Source organism: Kitasatospora sp. GAS204B (genome assembly GCF_029892155.1).
GTDB lineage: Bacteria > Actinomycetota > Actinomycetes > Streptomycetales > Streptomycetaceae > Kitasatospora.
In genome coordinates this window covers 104,217-121,432 of the sequence record NZ_JARZAG010000025.1, presented here as the reverse complement: position 1 = coordinate 121,432, position 17,216 = coordinate 104,217, and the positions used below count along the sequence as shown (strand labels likewise).

Genomic DNA, 17,216 nt, shown 5'->3' with positions numbered 1-17,216 from the left:
CCGCCGGCCGGGCCACCGAAGGTGGCGTCCCAACTACTCCAACCACCATTCGGCGCGGTCTGCCAGATGTGCGAGATGTTCGCGCCACCAGGGGCGAGAGCGAACACCTCCAGTCGGCCGTCGGCATTCTGACCGACCGTCAGGCCGGCGGCCGGCCCGCCGAAGTTGGGGTCCCAACTGCTCCAGCCACCGCCCGGCGCCGTCTGCCAGATGTGCTGGATGCTGCTCTTGCCGGGGCCGAGGACGAACAGTTCCAAGCGTCCGTCGGGGTCCCTGCCGACGACCGGCAAGCCGCCGACCGCACCGCCGAGTTGCTGCCAGGTGCCCCAGCCGCCGTTCGGGGCCGACTGCTCGCGGTAGTACAGCCCCTGCTGGTCCGGCGAGACCGCGAAGGCGATCATCGCGCCGTTGGCCTCCCGACCGATCGCGGGGTTCTGGCGGCCGTCGCCGAAGTCGTCCCAGCCGCTGCCCGGGCCTGCCTGCTGGACGTCGAGGTAGTCGGAGTCGATGCCGAGCGAGATGCCGCCGTAGGTCTCGGTGATGTCACCGGCGTACTGGTGGATCCGCTGGTGGTTCGCCCACTCGTTGTCCGGGATCGTCGGGTCCGAGGTGCTGGTACTGCCGCTGCCCGGCCAGATGGCGAAGTCGATGAGGTCCGGCATGGTGGCGGAACCGTAGTTGGCGACGAGGTCGGAGATCACGCCGCTGCCGTTGCCGTAGACGCCCGACAGGTAGCCGCGGGCGTGCAACTGCGTGGTCCAGGCGGACAGGTAGCCCATCACCAGGCTCGAGTACGAGGCCGGGGAGTACGGCTCGATGTCCATGTAGACCGGGGAGCCGGCCGGGAAGCCGAGTGCCGAGAGCTGCGCGATCGCGTCCTCGGCGTCGGCGGTGCCCTGGGACGGCGACGGGATCGCGGTGCAGGTGTTCTGGCAGGCGCCCGGGGCCTGGTAGCCGACGTACAGCGGGATGAAGTGCCAGCCGATCGAGGCTTGTTGGGCGACCCAGCCGGAGGTCAGGTTCGGCTGGTCGCAGGTACGGTTGACGCCGCCGAGGTAGATGCCGATCGCGCCGTAGGGCGAGGAGGCCTTCCAGGTGCCCATGGTGGACGAGTCCGGCGCCTGGCACAGGTCGAAGCCCTTGCCGGTGTAGGAGGTCGTGCTCGCACTGATCGCGGCGGCGGCCACTGCGGGGGCGGCCGGGGTGGCGCTCCTCGGCTGCGTCCGACGAACCCTCGGCAGCCCGGCGCTGTCCAGGACCGCCTGCACCGTCGCCCGGTCGGTGCCGTAGCTCGCGGTGACGGTCAACTCCGCCGTGCTGACGGTGATTTCGCGGGCCGAGGTGTTCTCCTGGGCCGCCGGGGCGGCGCCGTGGCCGGCCGGCTGGACCAGGATCGCCTCCGTTCGTCCCATCAGGTGGGCCGGGCAGTCCTGCCGGGCCCCGGAGCGGCCCAGGTAGACGGCGTGCCGGTCGAACCGCACGCAGGTGTTCGGCGCCCGGTCCAGGTCGACCACCGGCCAGGACGCCGGAACCCTGAACGTCGCGCCCTGGTAGTGGATCGTCCTGTCGGCGCCCGCGGTCGCCGCCGCGCTTGCCGGACTCGCCGCCGCAAGGCCGGCGGACAGGAACATCAGTACGCCGACCAGCGCGCTGGTGAGGATCCTTGGTTTCACGAGGACTCCCCTCCCTACGGGTTGATGCCGTCGAACTGGAGCACCCGGTAGGCGCCTTGCGGGGTCCACTGCGAGACGATCAGGGTCAGCGAGGTGGCGCTCGCGCTGCCGGGGTGGATGTATCCGCCGTACGGGCTGTCGACCTGCGGGCGGCCCCAGTGGTTCGGCGGCCAGGTGTTGTTGGCGACGATCTGCGGGGTCGGCGCGGACCAGGCGGCATCGGGCCGGGGCGCGGTGCGGGTGCAGATCGAACCGTCCGTCACGTCGAGGTAGCTCATGCAGTACGTGCCGTTGATCCGCTTGACGGAGAACTCGCCGATGTTGTTTCCGGGCGCGAACAGCAGTGACGGCGGGGTCCCGTCGGTGGCCCAGCGCCAGTTGCTGCCGTCGTAGATCCAGTTCTGCTGGGCACCGAAGTTGCCGGCGCGGAACTCGTCCGGGTTGATCCGGAACAGCTGGATCGCGCCCTGGTCCGCGGTGTTCTTGTGGCTGCCGTTCCAGCGCTTGGAGAAGATGTAGAGCCAGCCGTCGGGGTCGATGCCGGCGAAGGACCACATCCCGTACATCGACTGGTTCACTCCCCGGTACTGGCCGTCCCAGTGCCACGGGTAGTCGGTCCAGGTCACACCGAAGTCGTCGGACCAGGCCACGCCCGACATCAGCGAGCCGTCGTCGCCGGCCGGCAGCGGATCGCCGCCGATGCCGTGCACCACCGAGGTGTACTGGAGGTAGGTGCGGCCGCCGAACTCGATGCAGTCGTTCGGGATCCGGGTGCTCTCCACGCCGTAGCCGTTGTCGACGCCGTGCGCGTAGTTGAACAACTGCGCGGCGGTGCCGTTGGGCATGGCGTAGCTGAACGAGATCGGTGCCGCGCCGGAGCTGTCGAAGCTCGCCTGGTTCAGCATCACCGGGGAGCCGAGGTAGGTGTTCCCGGCGTTGAACGAGTCGCCGAAGACGTAGCCCCAGCTCCGGTCGTGCTCCCGGTAGTACGGGATGCCCAGGTCGCCACTGCCCAGCCCGTGTTGGCTCGCCGAGTCGCCGGGCAACTGGCAGAGCGGCGCGCCGGTCTGGCCGATGCCGTTGGTCGCGGCGGCGGGCGTGGCACGGAGCAGGCCGGCGCCTGCGGCGATGGTGGTGCCCAGGGCCACCCCCGTGCCGGTCCTGAGCAGCGATCGTCGGGTGAACTCGCGGCCCGGCAGCGGTGAATCGGACATGGTTGTCTCCATTCGACGTTCGGCATTCGACGTTCGGCATTCGACGTTCGACGTTCGACGTTCGACGTTCGAGTGCGTTGAGTTGAGGTGTGGAACTGGACGGCTGGTGCCGTGGGCGGGGCCGCCCGGCGGTGGCCGGACGGCCCCGCTCCCCCCTGGTCAGGCGGTCTCGGTCAGGCGGTCTCGGGCGGGCCGTCTCGGTCAGGCGGTCGCCGGGTACCAGACGATCCCGTTGGCGCCGTCCTTGCCGATGGTCTGCGTCATGATGTTGCCGTCCTTCCAGTACTGCGGGTGCTGCTGGAGGAAGCCGTTGAACGAGTCCAGCGACGTCGCGTCGCAGACGCCGTCGGTGTGGATGCAGAAGCGCTGGACCGGGATGCCGGGGAAGTCGACCGGCCCGGTGCCGGGGGACACCGCGACCAGCGGCAGCGGAACGCCCGCGGGGAGCAGGTGCCAGAGGCCGGTGCCGGGCTGCATCGGGTCGGAGTAGAGCAGCCCGTCGACCTGCGAGCGCGGGACGTCGGTGCCGTTGTTCGCGATCTTCTGAAGCGTCAGGTCGCCGACCCAGGCGCCCTGGGAGTAGCCGACGATCGTGAAGCGCGCCGTGGGGTCGGCGTGGTAGGTGTTCTCCAGCGTGGTGATGGTGTTCTGGTAGCCCTGGTTCACGCTGTCGCCGAAGCTCGGCGCGAACAGGGCCGGCACCTCGTTGTGCCCCCCGATGAACGGGCCGCCGCTGGCCGGGTAGCAGACCGGAACCGGAATGCCGCCGTTCAGATGCTGGTTCGCGAAGCCGTAGCTCGTGGTGCAGGTGGGCGAGTCCGCCGCCGAGCCGGTGCCGCCGATCTCGATGTAGTAGTGGTGCGGCGCGGCGGCGTGGGCGGCGGTCGGCACGGCGGCCGCCGTGGCGGCGAGCGCCAGCGCGGCGGCGCCGAGGACGGCCTTGCAGCGACGGACGAAGGCGTTCGGGCTCGGGTTGGACATGTCGGGCATGCTTGTCGACTCCCTTGGGCGGAACGGGTGGGCCGAGCGGAGCGGGCGACCGTGTCGGCCGGTCGATCTCCGGTCTCGGTGACGCAGCCTGTTGCTCCGTCAGCTGCCGCGTCGGCATCGCCGCGCTGCCTGCTGCCGGTTGTGGCTGCTGCTGCCCATCCTGGTGTTCGGCCTGGTCACCGGGCCATGCCATGGACCGGCCAAATATGGCCGGTCTTCCGGATACCGTGGTCCGCCACGCATGGCGGCGCCCCGCGCAAGGCGTGCGGCACCGAGTTGACCGGTCAGGCCGGCGCAGCGCATGGGTCAGCGCGTCACGGCTCGAGGTGCCGGAGTGCCGGCGCTCAACCGCGCTTGAAGAACTCCACCTCGGCCAAGGCGATGTCGCGTCCGGCTCCCGTGCCGGCCGCGGCGCGGACGGTGAGGGTCACTCGCACCACGTCGCTGACTCCGGTCAGCACCGTCTGCGGGCCCGGCTTGTCGTTCAGGGACACGGTCTGCTCGTGCACCTTTCCGTCCGACGCCGTGATCTGCAGATCCAGGGTCGTGGCGCGGGCCTCCTGCTGGAACTGCTGCGGATCGGTGGAGTCACCGGTGTGGATGATCAGGTCCACCAGGCGGAAGGGGGCGCGGAAGGTGAAGGTGATCGAGTCACCGAGCTTCGGCGCTGCCCAGTAGGTGTTCGTGAGGCCGTCGTCGGCGGCGGAGGCGGGATGGCCGGGGTCCGCGGCGCTCGCCGCGACCGCCGTGGGACTGATCGCCGAGGCGCTGCGGAGCTTGTCCAGCACGTCCTCGTAGGCGTTGCGGAGCGCCGGGTAGCAGATGATCCCCGCGACCACCAGTGCCACCACCACGAGCAGCGCGATGATCCGGCGCATGGCGTTGCCGGTGCCACCGATGCGCACCCGGCGCCGGAACGGCCAGCGGGTGCGCCACCACGGCAGGGCCGCCACGGGTTCGACGACGGTCAGCGGTGCCGCGCAGCGCCGGCAGAACCGCCGGTCGGGCCGGTTGGGCGTGCCGCACCGGGGGCACGGGGGGCCGTCCTGGGCGTCGTCGGCCACGGACTGCCGTACGACGGGGCGTTGCGCGATGGGCTTGGCAGGCTGCACGGCCACCGGGTCGGGCGCAGACGTTCGATCGGCCTCCACCTCTCGGCCGGCCTCGGGCTCGGGTTGTGCACGACGCGGGCGCGGGGGCGCCGCCTCGGTGGCAGGCGGACTCGGCGGCTCGGCGGCCGGCACGGGGTTCTGCGGCTCCGCCGGCGCGCCGCTCGGCGGAGCCGCAGGCGCGGCCCGCTCCTCGGTGGCGGCGGTCGCCCCTGCGGTGGACGTCGCCTGCCAGCCGAGGTACGCACCGCAGTTGCCGCAGAAGTCGTCCCCGTCCTCGTTGACCGTTCCGCACTCGGGGCATGCACGCATCCGTCAGCTCTCCGCTCTCCCGGGTGGGCCGGGCAGGATCTGCACCCGGCAGGTGAGGTGGACCGGGCAGGACGCCCTGACGACGGCCAGCACCTGGTCCATGTCCACCGGTGCGGTGCGCTCGGCCCAGACCAGGACCAGCAGCTCCCCGGAGGGCGCGGGCGGCAGGGCGGCGTCCGCGGCCGTGGACCAGGCCACGCCGCCGCCGTCGACGATCTGCGAACCGACCCCCAGGATCAGCCGCAGCCGGTCCTCGAGTCCCCGCCGGGTTCCGCGCCGCCGGTGCAGCTCCAGGGCGCGCTCGACCACGCTGCGGCGCACCTCCTCGGGCCAGGCCGGGTCCCACTCCACGGCGACCCAGGACGCCAGCCAGGCGAGGAAGTCCGGCGGCGCCAGGCGTGGTTCGAAGTAGGCGGGCAGGTTGTCGAGGGTGGCGAACACCGGGGCGAGGACGGTGTCCAGACCGGCGGTGAACCGCTGGGCGAAGTCGTCGTCGGCGTAGAGCGCCGGCAGCAGCTCGCCGATCGGATGGGGGCTGGGCAGGCCCGGAACAGCCGCCCTGCTCATGACGTACCACCCGGGGAGACCGCGACCTGGTGCTGGTGGGAGAAGACGAGGGCGTCCGGTGCGACGTCGACCCGTTCGGCGGGCGCGCCCCGGCGTCCGGTGACGGGGTCCGCCGGGAACAGGCGCAACTCCTCGACGGCCGCCACGCCGTCCACCCGCTGGAGCACGGCGAACATCTCCCCGTACTGCACCGCCCGGCCGAACGGCCAGCCCGATCCGTCGGGACCGCCGCGCAGCGGGTTGAGGTAGCCGAACAGCGCCGCCAGCGCCGCCTCCCGCACCCGCTCGGCGTCCGGGGACCGGGTGGTGAGCCGGGCCACCACCGTCACGCCCTGGTAGTCGGGGGGCTGCACGACCAGCCGGGTGCCGATCAGCCGCCGTTCGTCGAGGGCCGCCGCGATGGCGGCCAACATCCGCTCACCCGGGATCAGTTGCTCGAACCGCAGGCGGTCGCCCTCGTCCGCCACCGCGTCCGGTACCACCAGCACCCGCACCGCGCCCGCTTCCCCGGCGACGGCCGGCACGCACGCGACCCGGGCGGCGGCGGGGGCGGCCTGCCGGGCGATCAGCTCGAAGTCCTCGGCCGTGACGGCACGTTCCTGCAAGCGCAGCAGCTGGGGGGCGCGCAGTTTGGCGTTCTCCACCGTCTCGCCGTCGACCCCGCCCCTGGCCGCCTCGCGGTTGTCGACCCTGGCCAGGTACGGGACCGAGCTGCGCAGCACCGAGATCGTGCCGCGGGCGACGTTTCCCGCGCTCCCGCCGCCGGTGCGGTACCGCGCCACGCGCAGTTGCGCGCCCTTGGGCGGCACGGCGCCGAAGGCGCGCAGGCTCCCGTCGGGTTCCCGGACCGCGGGCGGGAAGGCGAACTCGCCCGTGGTCGCGTCGATCACCACGTGCCGGTCGGTCGGTGCCGAGTCCCCGAAGTGCTCGACGGCCGTCCACCGCTCCCAGCCCTCGCCCGCCGAGGCCTCGACCACGGGGGGCTCGCCGTCGAGCAGGACGGGCGGCCGCGCGAGGCGGAAGCGTTGGCCCGCGATCCCTTCCGAGGTGCCCAGCGGCGCGTCGGTCACGGTCTGCGCGTGGACGACGGTGGCGCTGGCGCCGACCGTGAACACCTCGGCCCGGCGGATCGTGGGGGACTCGGCGTAGAACGGCTGGCCCGGTTCCGGCTCGGTCGTCCGACAGCGCAGCCAGCCCGCCCGCCGTCCGGCGACCACCGAGGCGACGTGCCCGGCGGGGACGAACACCACCACCTCGCCCGGCCGGTTGAGGCCACCGGTGGTGTCGGAGCCGGTCTCGCAGGCGATCCACCGCGCCCCGTCCCACACCTCCCACACCAGGGGCGGCTGCCGCGGGTCGACGCCGACGCCCTCCACCCGGCTGTCCAGCCGGACGACCAGGATGCAGCGCGGGACGACGGCCGGCAGCGCGAACAGCATGGCGTCCCCGACCGCGGGCCGCGGTTGGAAGCACGGCACGTCCACGCCGTCGGCCAGTCGTGCCGTGCGGTCGGTCTGCTCCCCCGAGACGGAGACCGTGACCAGGAGTTCGAGCGAGCTGGGGACGACGGGGAGGTCCTCGACGGTGGAGAACACCACCGCCTCCTCGGTCTCGGTCCGCAGCGTGGAGACCTCGGTGCCCGCCCGCAGGACGACGGTCTCGGGCTGGGGAGCCGACAGCCAGAAGTCGACCGCCGCCCGCGCCGCGGCCGGCGGGAAGAGCCGGATGCCCAGCAGGTCGAGGAAGGCGGAGTAGTTCTTCTCCGGCACCCGGTTCAGCCGGTAGAGCAGCTGGTCCACCAGGTACGCGAAGGTCTCGATGAGGGTGACTCCCGGATCGGACACGTTGTGGTCGGTCCACTCCGGTGCGCGCTGCTGCACGTACCGCTTCGCCTCGTCGACGAGTTGCTGGAACCGGCGGTCGTCCAGGTTCGGGGAGGGCAGCGCCATCAGCTCGCGCCCCCGTCCGAGGCCGGCGGGGCGTCCGGGGAGTCCGGGATCGTGTAGAAGGGGAAGACGAGGTTGCGGCGGTCGTTGGTGGACCGCACCGTGTAGTGCACGTCGATGTAGAGGGTGCCCGCGTCCACGGTGTCGAAGGCGATCACCACGTCGTCGACCTCGATGCGGGGCTCCCAGCGTTCCAGCGCGGTGCGCACCTCGCGCTCGATGCGGCCGGCGGTGGTGTTGTCGCCCGGCGCGAAGACGTACTCGTGGATGCCGCAGCCGAACTCCGGGCGCATCGGCCGCTCTCCGGGCGCGGTGCCGAGGACGAGCCGGATGGCCTCCGCGATCTCCCGGTCCCGGTCGACCATGCCGATGCCGCCGGTGGCGTTCACCCGCAGCGGGAAGGCCCAGCCCCGGCCGATGAATCCGCCGCTCATACAGAGCCTCCGATCAGCACGTTGAACGCACCGGTCGAGATGGTGGCGCCGCAGGCCGTGTCGTCCCCCATCCGCGCCGCGGGCAACCCGCCGATCAGGACCTCTCCCCCGGCGGCCGCCCCGAGGTTGGGCAGCACGAGGTTGGCGGGCCCGAGTTCCACGTGGGGGACGCAGGCGTGCAGGCTGCCGGCGACCGCGGCCGGCCGGCCACCGATCAGCACGGTCTCCACCGCGACGGCGCCTGGCGGCGGGGTGGTGATCACGCCGCCGTGGTCGGTGGCATCGCCGGTCCGGGCTGCGGGGGGCATCTGCGGTCTCCAATCGGGTGGTTCGAACTCCGGTCGTTCAGTTGATCCGGACGAGGTCGGCCTTGAGCACCGCCGTCGCCCCGCCGTCCACGGTGACCGCCGCCGGGCTCTCGACGGTCACCGCCGTCTCGCCGTGGACGGTCACCGATCCCCCTTGCAACTTCACCTCTCCCGTACCGGCGTCGATGGTGATGCCGGACGAGGTGAGGCGTACCGAACTCGCCGCCGCACCGTCGGCGTCGAAGACGGTCAGCACGATCTCACCGCCCTCCCGCTCGTCCAGCCGAACCTCCAACTTCCGGTTGCCGCTGGCCAGCCGGACGCCGGACGGGCCGCCCGGCACGTCCAGCAGCTCCAGCCGGTTCCCCGAACGGGAGACCAGCGAACGGCGGTTGACCTTGCCGGCGGCCGCGTCGATCAGTGGCACATCGTGCGGCGAGGGTTGGTCGACACCGTTGTAGAGGCCGCCCAGCACGTAGGGGCTGTCCAGGCAGCCCTGCTCGAAGCCCACCAGTACCTCGTCATTGACCTCGGGGCTGAACACGCCGCCGCCGCCCTGCCCGCCCCACTGCACCGTGCGCACCCAGTCGGAGACATAAGTGTCGTCCAGCCACGGGAACTTCAGCCGCACCCAGCCGCGCTTCCCGTTCTCCGGTTCCCGCACATCGGTGACCACGGCGACGGCCAGCCCCGGCATCCGCGGCCCGCGCGGCGGCGCGTTGCCGCCGGTGACGAGCCCGGCCAGCGAGCGGTCCGCCGCCGCACTCACCACCACCGTGGTCCGGTAGCCGCGGTACGGCTCCAGGAGGTGGCGCACCGCGGTGGCGGTGTAGCGGCCGGAGAAGGCGGCACCGACGTTGCCCAGGGCGATGGGTGTGCCCGCTCGCAGCCGCGGGTCGCCCTCCACGACCGCCTCCAACTCGCCCAGTCCGGCGGCGATCTCGGCGGCGATCGACTGGGCGGCGGCGGTGGTCTCCGCCTGGGTGCGGTACGGGGTGTCGGCGACGGTCAGCCGGGTGCCGCGGTTGAAGGCATCGGCCACCGCCGAGGGACTCAGCCCCGGTCGCACGGTCTGACTGGCCACCGACGGTTCGGTGGCGACCAGCGCCGTCCTGGTGGTGACGTTCCAGCCGCGCACCTCGACCGTGTCCGCCCCGGCGGCGCCCGTCAGGACACCGCGCAGCTCCAGCAGGTTGCGCCCGTACTCCAGCACCATCGGGTTCTGCGGCGCGGGGGTGCTGGGGGCCGGGGCCGAGGCTGCCGGCTCGGGCTTGACGAACTCCAGCATCGCGTCCTGGTCCAGGCGCACCAGCGCGCCGCTCTCCCGCGCCAGGTACTGGAGGAACTCCCAGTCCGAGACGTTGGCCTGCGAGAGCTGCTGGTGCACGACGGGGAACGGGTCGACGCGACCGATCTGCAGCCTCGCGCCCGCGGCGACCTTGCGGACGATGTCCGAGGTCGTCATGTTGTGGAACGCCTTCACCCGGCGCCCGCGCATCAGCCGATGGGTCACCGCCGAGGCCCGGACCACGGTGAACGAGCCCGTGGTGTCCACCTCCAGCTCCAGCGCGACCACCTCGCCGATGAACAGCCGCACCTGCGCGTGCCCCTGCACGGTGACGGCGGAGACCCGCAACCGGGTGCCGATGGTGATCCCGGTGGCGGCGAGGAAGGTGTGGTTCGGGTCGCGGTACATCAGCACGGCGGTGTCGGGCAGGCCGACGCTCTGCTCGACGTCGCAGGAGACCAACTCCGAGACCCAGACCGGCGGCAGCGGGCCCGGCGCCTCGACGACGGGGTCCGCGGCGAACGCCCGGCCGCCTCGGGACTCGGGAGTCGTCATGGCCGCCCCCTTTCTGACTGTTCGTCAATTCTCGGCACGATCAACTCGGTTCCGGGAGCCAACGCCATGGGGTCGTCGATGCCGTTGGCCTCGGCGATGGTGCGCCAGACCGTCGCGTCGCCGTACTCGCGCCAGGCGAGCATGGGCAGGCTGTCACCGGCGATCACCCGGTGGGTGCTGCGCGCCTCCAGCGATCCTGAGGTCGGGTTCTGGCCCGGCGGATCGACACTGGCCTCCTGGATGGCGAGCGAGCAGGTGGCCCGCAGCGGCTTGCCGTCCACGTCGAAGAGCGTGTAGGTGACCTGGAGAGCGGTCAGCACCCCGTTGAACGACGTCGTCGTGGAGGAGCCCCAGTCCAGCCGGATCCACGGGCTCGCCGGGGTCTTGCGCGCCAGGCTGCTGGGCGTGGGGACGCACGCCGTCATCAGCTGCTTCACCGCCCGCTCCACCGAGTTGTCATGGGTCGCCGTCGCGTCGAGGAACACGTCGAGGCTGAGCGAGCGCGGTCCGCTGCCGACGAACTCGGGCAGCGCGGACTGGCCGGCCATCCGGGACGGGGTGCGGCGCCACTCCGTGGTCTTGCGCAGCACGAGACTTGCCGGGTTGAACTGGAGCGGCAGCTTGGCAAGCTCCCCGCCCGGCTCGGCGCCGACCGTCGAAGGTGGCTCCATGATGGTCAGTTGGGCGCGGGTGACACTCTTGGGGACAGCCGTGGACATTCCTCACCTCCTTCCTGGAGGCTCTGTCGGGTGGGGTGTGCCATGGTGGCGGGTCGTGCGCGGCGGTGGGTCATGACGGGCGCAGGCCCATGTGGGCGATTTCCAGCGTCTCCAGGGCGACTTGGGAGTTCGAGGGGTCGAACGACGGGCCCTGCCACCGCACCGGCACGATGCCGAGCACCTGCCAGCTGACGATGGTGCTCAAGTCAGGCCGCAGCACGACGATTTCACCGTTCTTGGGCTCCACCCGGCGGATGATCTCGTCCAGCCAGCGCGCGATCTTGGTGGTGTCCGCGGTGACCGCGCGGGTCAACGTGATGTTCGACCAGGTGATGCGGCCCGGGAGTTGCCAGGCGAAGCCGTTGTTCCCGCCCTCCGCGTACTGCTGGATCTCGACCTGGGCGCCGAGTCCCGAGCAGGTCGAGAACTGCCCCAGGTCGTTGCCGCCGATCGTGAGCCTGAAGAAGACGCTCGTCGCGAAAGTGTTGTCGGTCATCGCTGCCTCCGTCGCCGGTCCACCGCTGCCTGTACCTGTACTGCCGCTGCGTCGCTCACTCAGCGGCGGCCGTCGTACGGCCGTCCGGCGCGCTCCCTTCCCCTGCGCAGTTCGGTGCGCAGCAGCCGCCCGACGGGTTCGACCAGGCTGCGGGCCAGTTCGTCGAGGTCGGGGGCGGCGGGGGCCTCGGTCTGGGTGCCGGTGCTCGTCGTTGTGGTGCTCGCGGTTGTGGCGGTGCTCGCGGTTGTGGCGGTGCTGGTCGTGGCGGTGCTCGCAGTCGTGGCGGTGCTCGCTTGCGCGGGCACTGCGGTCAACGGCACCCCGGAGAGCCCCTCTTCCTCGGCCACCCGCTGCAGTACCCGCGCCGTGGCGGCAGACGGCCGCGACCACGAGAGCGGCGCCGGAGAGAGGGGAGCCGCCGTGGTGGGCGCCGTCCAGGTACCGTCGCTCGCCGGCTGCCCCGGGGACGGCCGCGCGGACCGGGCGCCGACGGGCAGCCGCTGGACTGCCGCCGCTCCTTGCGGTGGTGCGAGGCGTACCCGGGGCACGCTCGGTCCCGGTCCACCCCGTGCGGCGCGCGCGGGCGCGGTAGCGCTGAGGGGCATGGCAGTTGTCGGGGTGGCGACGGACGGCGCGGTCCGGCGCCCGCGTCGCACGCGCTGCGCAGGGACCGCTGCGGGCCCGGGGGCGGGTCCGGGCAGCGGTGGCCGGGCAGTCGGCTCGGTGGGGCGAGAGCCGGTCGGCGGCACCGGCCGCGCATCCGCCTCGGTCCGGCGCGAACCGCCGGACACCGAGCGCTGCACGCTCGGACGCCCCGCACGAGCTCCCGCACGAGTTCCCGAAGGGACAGCGCCGCGCTCCGGAGACTGCGAGCGCCGGGCCGCCGCGCCCGACGGGCTGACCGGTGTCGACGGAGGCGAGGCGGGCGCGGCAGCGGGCGCGGCCCGGGACTGCCGGGCCCTCACCTCACCACCGTCGGCGCCGAGTTCCGCCGGTGGCGCCGGGTGCCGGGCGTCGGGTCGGCGGGCAGCTTCGCGCCGTTGGAGCCGTAGGGCGGCGGTGACACGGCGCCGCCAAGTCCCAGGCGCCGCCGGCTCCGCGCCCGGCCGGGTGTCGGTGCGCGCGGGAGGGTCGGGCGGGTCCTGCCGCCAGGCGGCCTTGACGACGGGCGCGGCGGACGCGGCGGACGCCGGTGCGGGGCCGGTACCGGCCGCGGGCGCCGCCGCCACGGGTGTGGCGGCGAGAGCGAGCCCCATCCGGCGCTCGCCGAGCAGTCCCCGAGTGCGGTGGCCGGGCTCGGCCGCACGCGCCGGGCCACCTCCCCCCGGGCCACCTCCGATCGGCGGGCGCACCGGTACCGTCGGCCCGTACTCGCCCGGCGCAACGGCCGTCTGCACGCTCGGGGCGGCGCCGGCGCTGCGGGGGTGCCGGGTCTGTTCCGGGGCAGCGGCCGGCTGCGGTGGCCTGGGACCGGTGGTCGGCGCGCCGTTCCCGCGCGCGGATCCACTCCCGTCCCCCGTGCCGCGCCGCACCGGGGCGCGCCTGCCGGAAGACGCGGCAGTGCCGGTCGGCGACCCTGCGGTCGGCGGCAGCGCATCGAGGGGTGCGCCCAGTCCCCCGCGCGTGCGTGCGGCGGGCGCTGCCGTCGGCGGAACGACGGTGGACCCGCCACCCCGGTCGGGCTCGGGCTGTGCGTTGGCGGGGCGCGACCGTACCTGACCGCCCACTTGGGGGACGGCCGACGGTCCCGGCCCGCCGGGCGCGCCCGTCACCGGGTCGGCAGGGCCGACCGGCCGGGCGGAGGAGGGGACGATCGGCATCGGCGCGGACACCGGACCCGACCTGCCCTCGGTGCCGCTGCGACCGTCGGCGGCGGGCCGTGGCGAGGCGCTCGCGGGCAGCGACGTCAGCGGCGCGCCGAGAAGTGGCCGGCCTGCTACGGCACTTCGCTGCACGGTCGGGTCGGTCGGTCGGGCCGAGGCGGTCGGCGTGGGCGACTCGGGAATCGCGGGAGTCACGGGAGTACCGGGAGTCACGGGCGAGCGGGTGCCGGCGGGCGGCGCCTCGCCCGGCCCGGGTTGCGCCCCGGCAACTCGCCCGGGCGTCGACGTCGCCCCCGCCACGCGTGCCGCACCGGCGGGCGGGACCACGGCCACCGTCCGCACGGGCAGCGACCGGGGCCGCGGCGCCACGGTCAGCGGCTCGCCGACCGAACGCGGGAGAACCGGGCGCGAAGCAACCGCGCGCGGCCGATCCTCCCGTCCCGCCGCCGGCGCACCCCCGCCGTCAGGAGCCCTGCCAGCACGCGCTCCGGCGAGGCGGTCCCCGGGAACCACCGGCGTCACCGGCGTCACCGACCTGACGGGCAGCCGTCGCTGGACGGCTCCGGACCGCCGCACCTGCCGCCCCGCCCCGCTCCGCGTCCCGCCGAGCCGCGCGGGCTGGGCGACCTGCGCGGCCTGCTCCAGCGCCGCGTCCGCCGCCGGCGCAACGTACGCCGGCGCGACGTCCGGCAGCGGCACCACGTACGGCAGCGCGGGCCCGGACGCACCGGCCACCGTCGCCGGGCCCAGCGGCCGTCCCACCACCCGCAGGATCCCTGCCGGAGCCGACGGGAGCAGCGCATGCCCGATGGCGCCGCACCGGCACGGGTCCTGCCAGGCCGCGAGCCGGGACCGGAACCGCAGGCCGTCGCTGACCCCGGTCACCGCCCGCGCGATGGTCGGCGTCAACGGCGCGACCGCACGCCAGCCCCCGTCCCACCCCGCGCCGCGACGCTCCGGTGCCCGCTCCTCGGCCTGCGGAGCCCGCACCTCGCCCGGCGTGTCGCGAACCTCGCCCGCCGCGCCGTCGGTCCCCCGGCGGGTGAGCCGGTCCCAGAAGCCCATGCCGCTCACCCGCCCTCGTTGACGCGCGTGTTGATCCGCGCGATCTCCCGTACCCACTCCCGGCGTTCGCGGTGGGTCAGGTCGAGGATCGACTCACGCTGCCAGTGGAAGTGGTAGGCGACGTACGCGATCTCCTCGTACAGCCGAGCAGGCGCGTACGTCACGATTCCCCCAGGCGCCCACCGGCGAGGTCCACCTCGAACGTGCCGTCGCAGTGCGGGCAGGTGACCGCCGCGCGGGTGTGGCCTTCGCTGTTGATCCGCTCGTAGAAGTCCTGGAGGAACGCCACGTCGGTCGCGTACATCTGCTCGACCACACCGGCGTGCACGTCGGTCACGGTGCCGAGCCTGGTGATCACGTGGCTGAGCAGCACCACGCTCAGGTAGGCCGGGTTCTCCTTGACCCGCAGGTCGATCTGGGGCATCAGCTCGTCCCGCGCGGTGGCCAGGCGCATGGCGCCGTACCGGTGCACCGTGCCGTCGTCGTCCACGTACCCCCGCGGCAGCTCGAACTCGAACTCCGTGTGCGGCTCCCGCTGCTGGCCGGGTGCGGCGGTCGACTGCTCCGCACCCGGTACCTGCGCCAGGACTTCGTCAAGGCCGATCCGACGCCTCATTCGACCGTGATCTCTTCGAACACGATGGTCACCGTCTCGGTCGCGGGCCCCGAGTCGCCCGCGCTGAAGGTCGGGCCCTCCCAGCGGCTGACCCAGGCGTTCGTCAGCTGGATGCGGCGCGCGGTGCGGGTCTCGGTGTTCTTGACCTCGATGGTGAGGTTCTGCCGCGCGCTGTTGATCGCACCCTTGTTGAGGGTCTCCTTGATCCACTTCGTGAAGGCCGAACTCGAGTCGAGACCGCGCTTGATGGTCACCTCGCCCGGCCGCCGCGCTCCCGGCTGCTTGCGGACGATCAGCTTGCCCTGCTGGCTCACCTGCCGGTACTCGATCACGTCCTGTTCGACGACGAGGTTGCTGACCTCCTGGAGGTACTCGACGTTGTAGCCGCCGAGTTGGACGCCGAACGTATGTGTGACGAGCGGATCGCCTTGTGCCATGACTTCCTGTCACCTTCCCGTGTGTGTGCCGACTCTGCTGGTCACTGGCTGGTCACTGGCTGGTCACTGGCTGGTCAGTCGCGGGTCAGCCGCCGGTCACTCGTTGACGAGGCTCGTGCTGTCGGAGAACTGGGCCAGCCGGAACACCACGAACTCCGCGGGCTTCACCGGAGCGACCCCGATCTCGCACACCACCTGCCCGAGGTCGATGGACTCCTGCGGGTTGTTGTCGCCGTCGCACTTGACGTAGAAGGCCTGGTCGGCGGTCTGGCCGAAGAGCGCACCGCGCCGCCACTCCTCGGTCAGGAACGCGGTGATGTTGCGGCGGATGCTGGACCAGAGCCGGTCGTCGTTGGGCTCGAACACCACCCACTGGGTGCCCAACAGGATGGACTCCTCCAGGTAGTTGAAGAGCCGGCGCACGTTGAGGTAGCGCCAGGCGGGGTCCGAGGAGAGGGTCCGGGCGCCCCAGATCCGGATGCCGCGCCCGGGGAACGTACGCACGCAGTTGACGCCGATCGGGTTCAGCAGGTCCTGCTCGCCCTTGCTGATCCGGATCTCCAGGTCCACCGCGCCGCGGATGACCTCGTTGGCCGGCGCCTTGTGCACGCCGCGCTCGGCATCGCTGCGCGCCCACACCCCGGCGACGTGCCCGCTCGGCGGGACCAGCACGTTCCGGCCGCTCGCCGGGTCGAACACCTTGATCCACGGGTAGTAGAGGGTGGCGTAGCGGGAGTCGAAACCCGCCTCGTCCATCCGCCAGCCGCGCACCCGTTGGGCGTTCATGCTCGGCGGGGTGTCCAGGACGGCGATCCGGTCGCCCATCTGCTCGCAGTGCGACATCACCGCCAGTTGGACGGTCCGCACCCCTTCCGCGTCGAGGTCGCCGCGCTGGAAGGCGCTCATCAGGTCGGGCGCCGCGACCATGGTGATCTCGTCGATCGCCTCCAACCCCGCGAATCCGGTGCGGGCCGCGGCATCGCCCACGTACTCGGCCGGGTCGAGCCGGGTGCCGGGGGGCACCGGCGCCGGCGCGGCCGCGGGCGTCTCGGCGAGGGCGACGGTCTGGCGCTCCGGGCGGCTCGGCGCGGTGCCGGGCTGCTCGGTGACCGCGACGAGCTTCGACTCGCGCAGCTGGGTGACCAGATAGCCCTTGTTGTTCCGGCGGGTCGACACGTCGTACGTCTCGGCCACCTCGGTGCCCTTGCGGACCAGCAGCCGGAACCGGTCCTCCGGGACGTTCTCGCCCTCGGCGTCGGCGATCTCGACGGACACGTCGCCGCCCGCACCGGGCAGCGCCGAGAAGAGGAATCCCGCGACCGCGGTGGGCTCGGGTGCCCTGCCGACGGGGGCCGGCCCGCCGCCGACCGCCGCCCCGCCGACCCGGACGACGTAGGCGGAGCCGCCGCCGTTGGCGAAGAAGCCGTACACGGCATGGGGCAGGTACGTGCCTTCGGTGAAGCCGCCGAACGTCTGCACGTACTGGTCCCAGCTGGTCACCAGGGTGGGCTCGTGGAAGGGACCGGTCTCGGCGAAGCCGACCAGCGCGGCGACGGCCGTGCCGACTCCCTCGATCGGCCGGGCACCGGACTGGACCTCCTCCACGTACACGCCCGGGGTGAGGTACGACGGCATACTCGCTCCTTCGGTCGCCCGATCATCCG

General features: G+C 73.0%; 16 protein-coding genes. All 16 read right to left on the bottom strand.

Annotated elements, in window-relative coordinates; genetic code table 11:
• The coding region (locus P3T41_RS28815; protein WP_280693473.1) for a glycoside hydrolase domain-containing protein at window positions 1-1,673 on the bottom strand (1,673 nt) is incomplete at its 3' end.
• Between the two features lie 14 nt (window positions 1,674-1,687).
• On the bottom strand, window positions 1,688-2,887 hold the full coding sequence (locus tag P3T41_RS28810; RefSeq protein ID WP_280693472.1) for a DUF4185 domain-containing protein: 1,200 nt from the start codon (window positions 2,885-2,887) through the stop codon (window positions 1,688-1,690).
• 201 nt (window positions 2,888-3,088) lie between these two features.
• On the bottom strand, window positions 3,089-3,877 hold the full coding sequence (locus tag P3T41_RS28805) for a PE-PPE domain-containing protein (protein ID WP_280693471.1): 789 nt from the start codon (window positions 3,875-3,877) through the stop codon (window positions 3,089-3,091).
• Between the two features lie 344 nt (window positions 3,878-4,221).
• Complete coding sequence (locus P3T41_RS28800; protein ID WP_280693470.1) at window positions 4,222-5,298, bottom strand: zinc-ribbon domain-containing protein; 1,077 nt, start codon at window positions 5,296-5,298, stop codon at window positions 4,222-4,224.
• 3 nt (window positions 5,299-5,301) lie between these two features.
• Complete coding sequence (locus P3T41_RS28795) at window positions 5,302-5,865, bottom strand: phage tail protein I (RefSeq protein WP_280693469.1); 564 nt, start codon at window positions 5,863-5,865, stop codon at window positions 5,302-5,304.
• Complete coding sequence (locus P3T41_RS28790) at window positions 5,862-7,814, bottom strand: putative baseplate assembly protein (protein WP_280693468.1); 1,953 nt, start codon at window positions 7,812-7,814, stop codon at window positions 5,862-5,864. Before P3T41_RS28790 ends, P3T41_RS28795 begins: the two co-directional genes overlap by 4 nt.
• A complete protein-coding gene (locus P3T41_RS28785) occupies window positions 7,814-8,245 on the bottom strand; it encodes a GPW/gp25 family protein (RefSeq protein WP_280693467.1) in 432 nt (143 codons plus the stop codon). Before P3T41_RS28785 ends, P3T41_RS28790 begins: the two co-directional genes overlap by 1 nt.
• The gene (locus P3T41_RS28780; RefSeq protein WP_280693466.1) at window positions 8,242-8,553 is read right to left on the bottom strand and encodes a PAAR domain-containing protein; all 312 of its coding nucleotides are present in this window, start codon (window positions 8,551-8,553) and stop codon (window positions 8,242-8,244) included. The genes P3T41_RS28785 and P3T41_RS28780 overlap by 4 nt, the downstream gene beginning before the upstream one ends.
• Before the next feature lie 37 nt (window positions 8,554-8,590).
• Window positions 8,591-10,396, bottom strand: coding sequence for a VgrG-related protein (locus P3T41_RS28775; RefSeq protein WP_280693465.1), 1,806 nt, complete (start codon window positions 10,394-10,396; stop codon window positions 8,591-8,593).
• A complete protein-coding gene (locus tag P3T41_RS28770; protein WP_280693464.1) occupies window positions 10,393-11,115 on the bottom strand; it encodes a LysM peptidoglycan-binding domain-containing protein in 723 nt (240 codons plus the stop codon). Before P3T41_RS28770 ends, P3T41_RS28775 begins: the two co-directional genes overlap by 4 nt.
• A 70-nt stretch (window positions 11,116-11,185) precedes the next feature.
• Window positions 11,186-11,611 (bottom strand): phage tail protein, encoded by a 426-nt coding sequence (locus P3T41_RS28765; protein WP_280693463.1) that lies wholly within the window; start codon window positions 11,609-11,611, stop codon window positions 11,186-11,188.
• 59 nt (window positions 11,612-11,670) lie between these two features.
• Window positions 11,671-11,958, bottom strand: a complete 288-nt coding sequence (locus tag P3T41_RS28760) for a hypothetical protein (protein WP_280693462.1) — start codon at window positions 11,956-11,958, stop codon at window positions 11,671-11,673.
• Between the two features lie 2,546 nt (window positions 11,959-14,504).
• Window positions 14,505-14,663: a DUF6760 family protein gene (locus P3T41_RS28755; protein ID WP_280693461.1), complete on the bottom strand. Its 159-nt coding sequence runs from the start codon at window positions 14,661-14,663 to the stop codon at window positions 14,505-14,507.
• Entirely contained in the window at window positions 14,660-15,115 is a 456-nt protein-coding gene (locus tag P3T41_RS28750; RefSeq protein ID WP_280693460.1) for a hypothetical protein, read from the bottom strand. The genes P3T41_RS28755 and P3T41_RS28750 overlap by 4 nt, the downstream gene beginning before the upstream one ends.
• On the bottom strand, window positions 15,112-15,552 hold the full coding sequence (locus tag P3T41_RS28745) for a phage tail protein (RefSeq protein ID WP_280693459.1): 441 nt from the start codon (window positions 15,550-15,552) through the stop codon (window positions 15,112-15,114). Before P3T41_RS28745 ends, P3T41_RS28750 begins: the two co-directional genes overlap by 4 nt.
• A 96-nt stretch (window positions 15,553-15,648) precedes the next feature.
• Complete coding sequence (locus tag P3T41_RS28740) at window positions 15,649-17,187, bottom strand: phage tail sheath family protein (protein ID WP_280693458.1); 1,539 nt, start codon at window positions 17,185-17,187, stop codon at window positions 15,649-15,651.
• Window positions 17,188-17,216 lie beyond the last annotated feature (29 nt).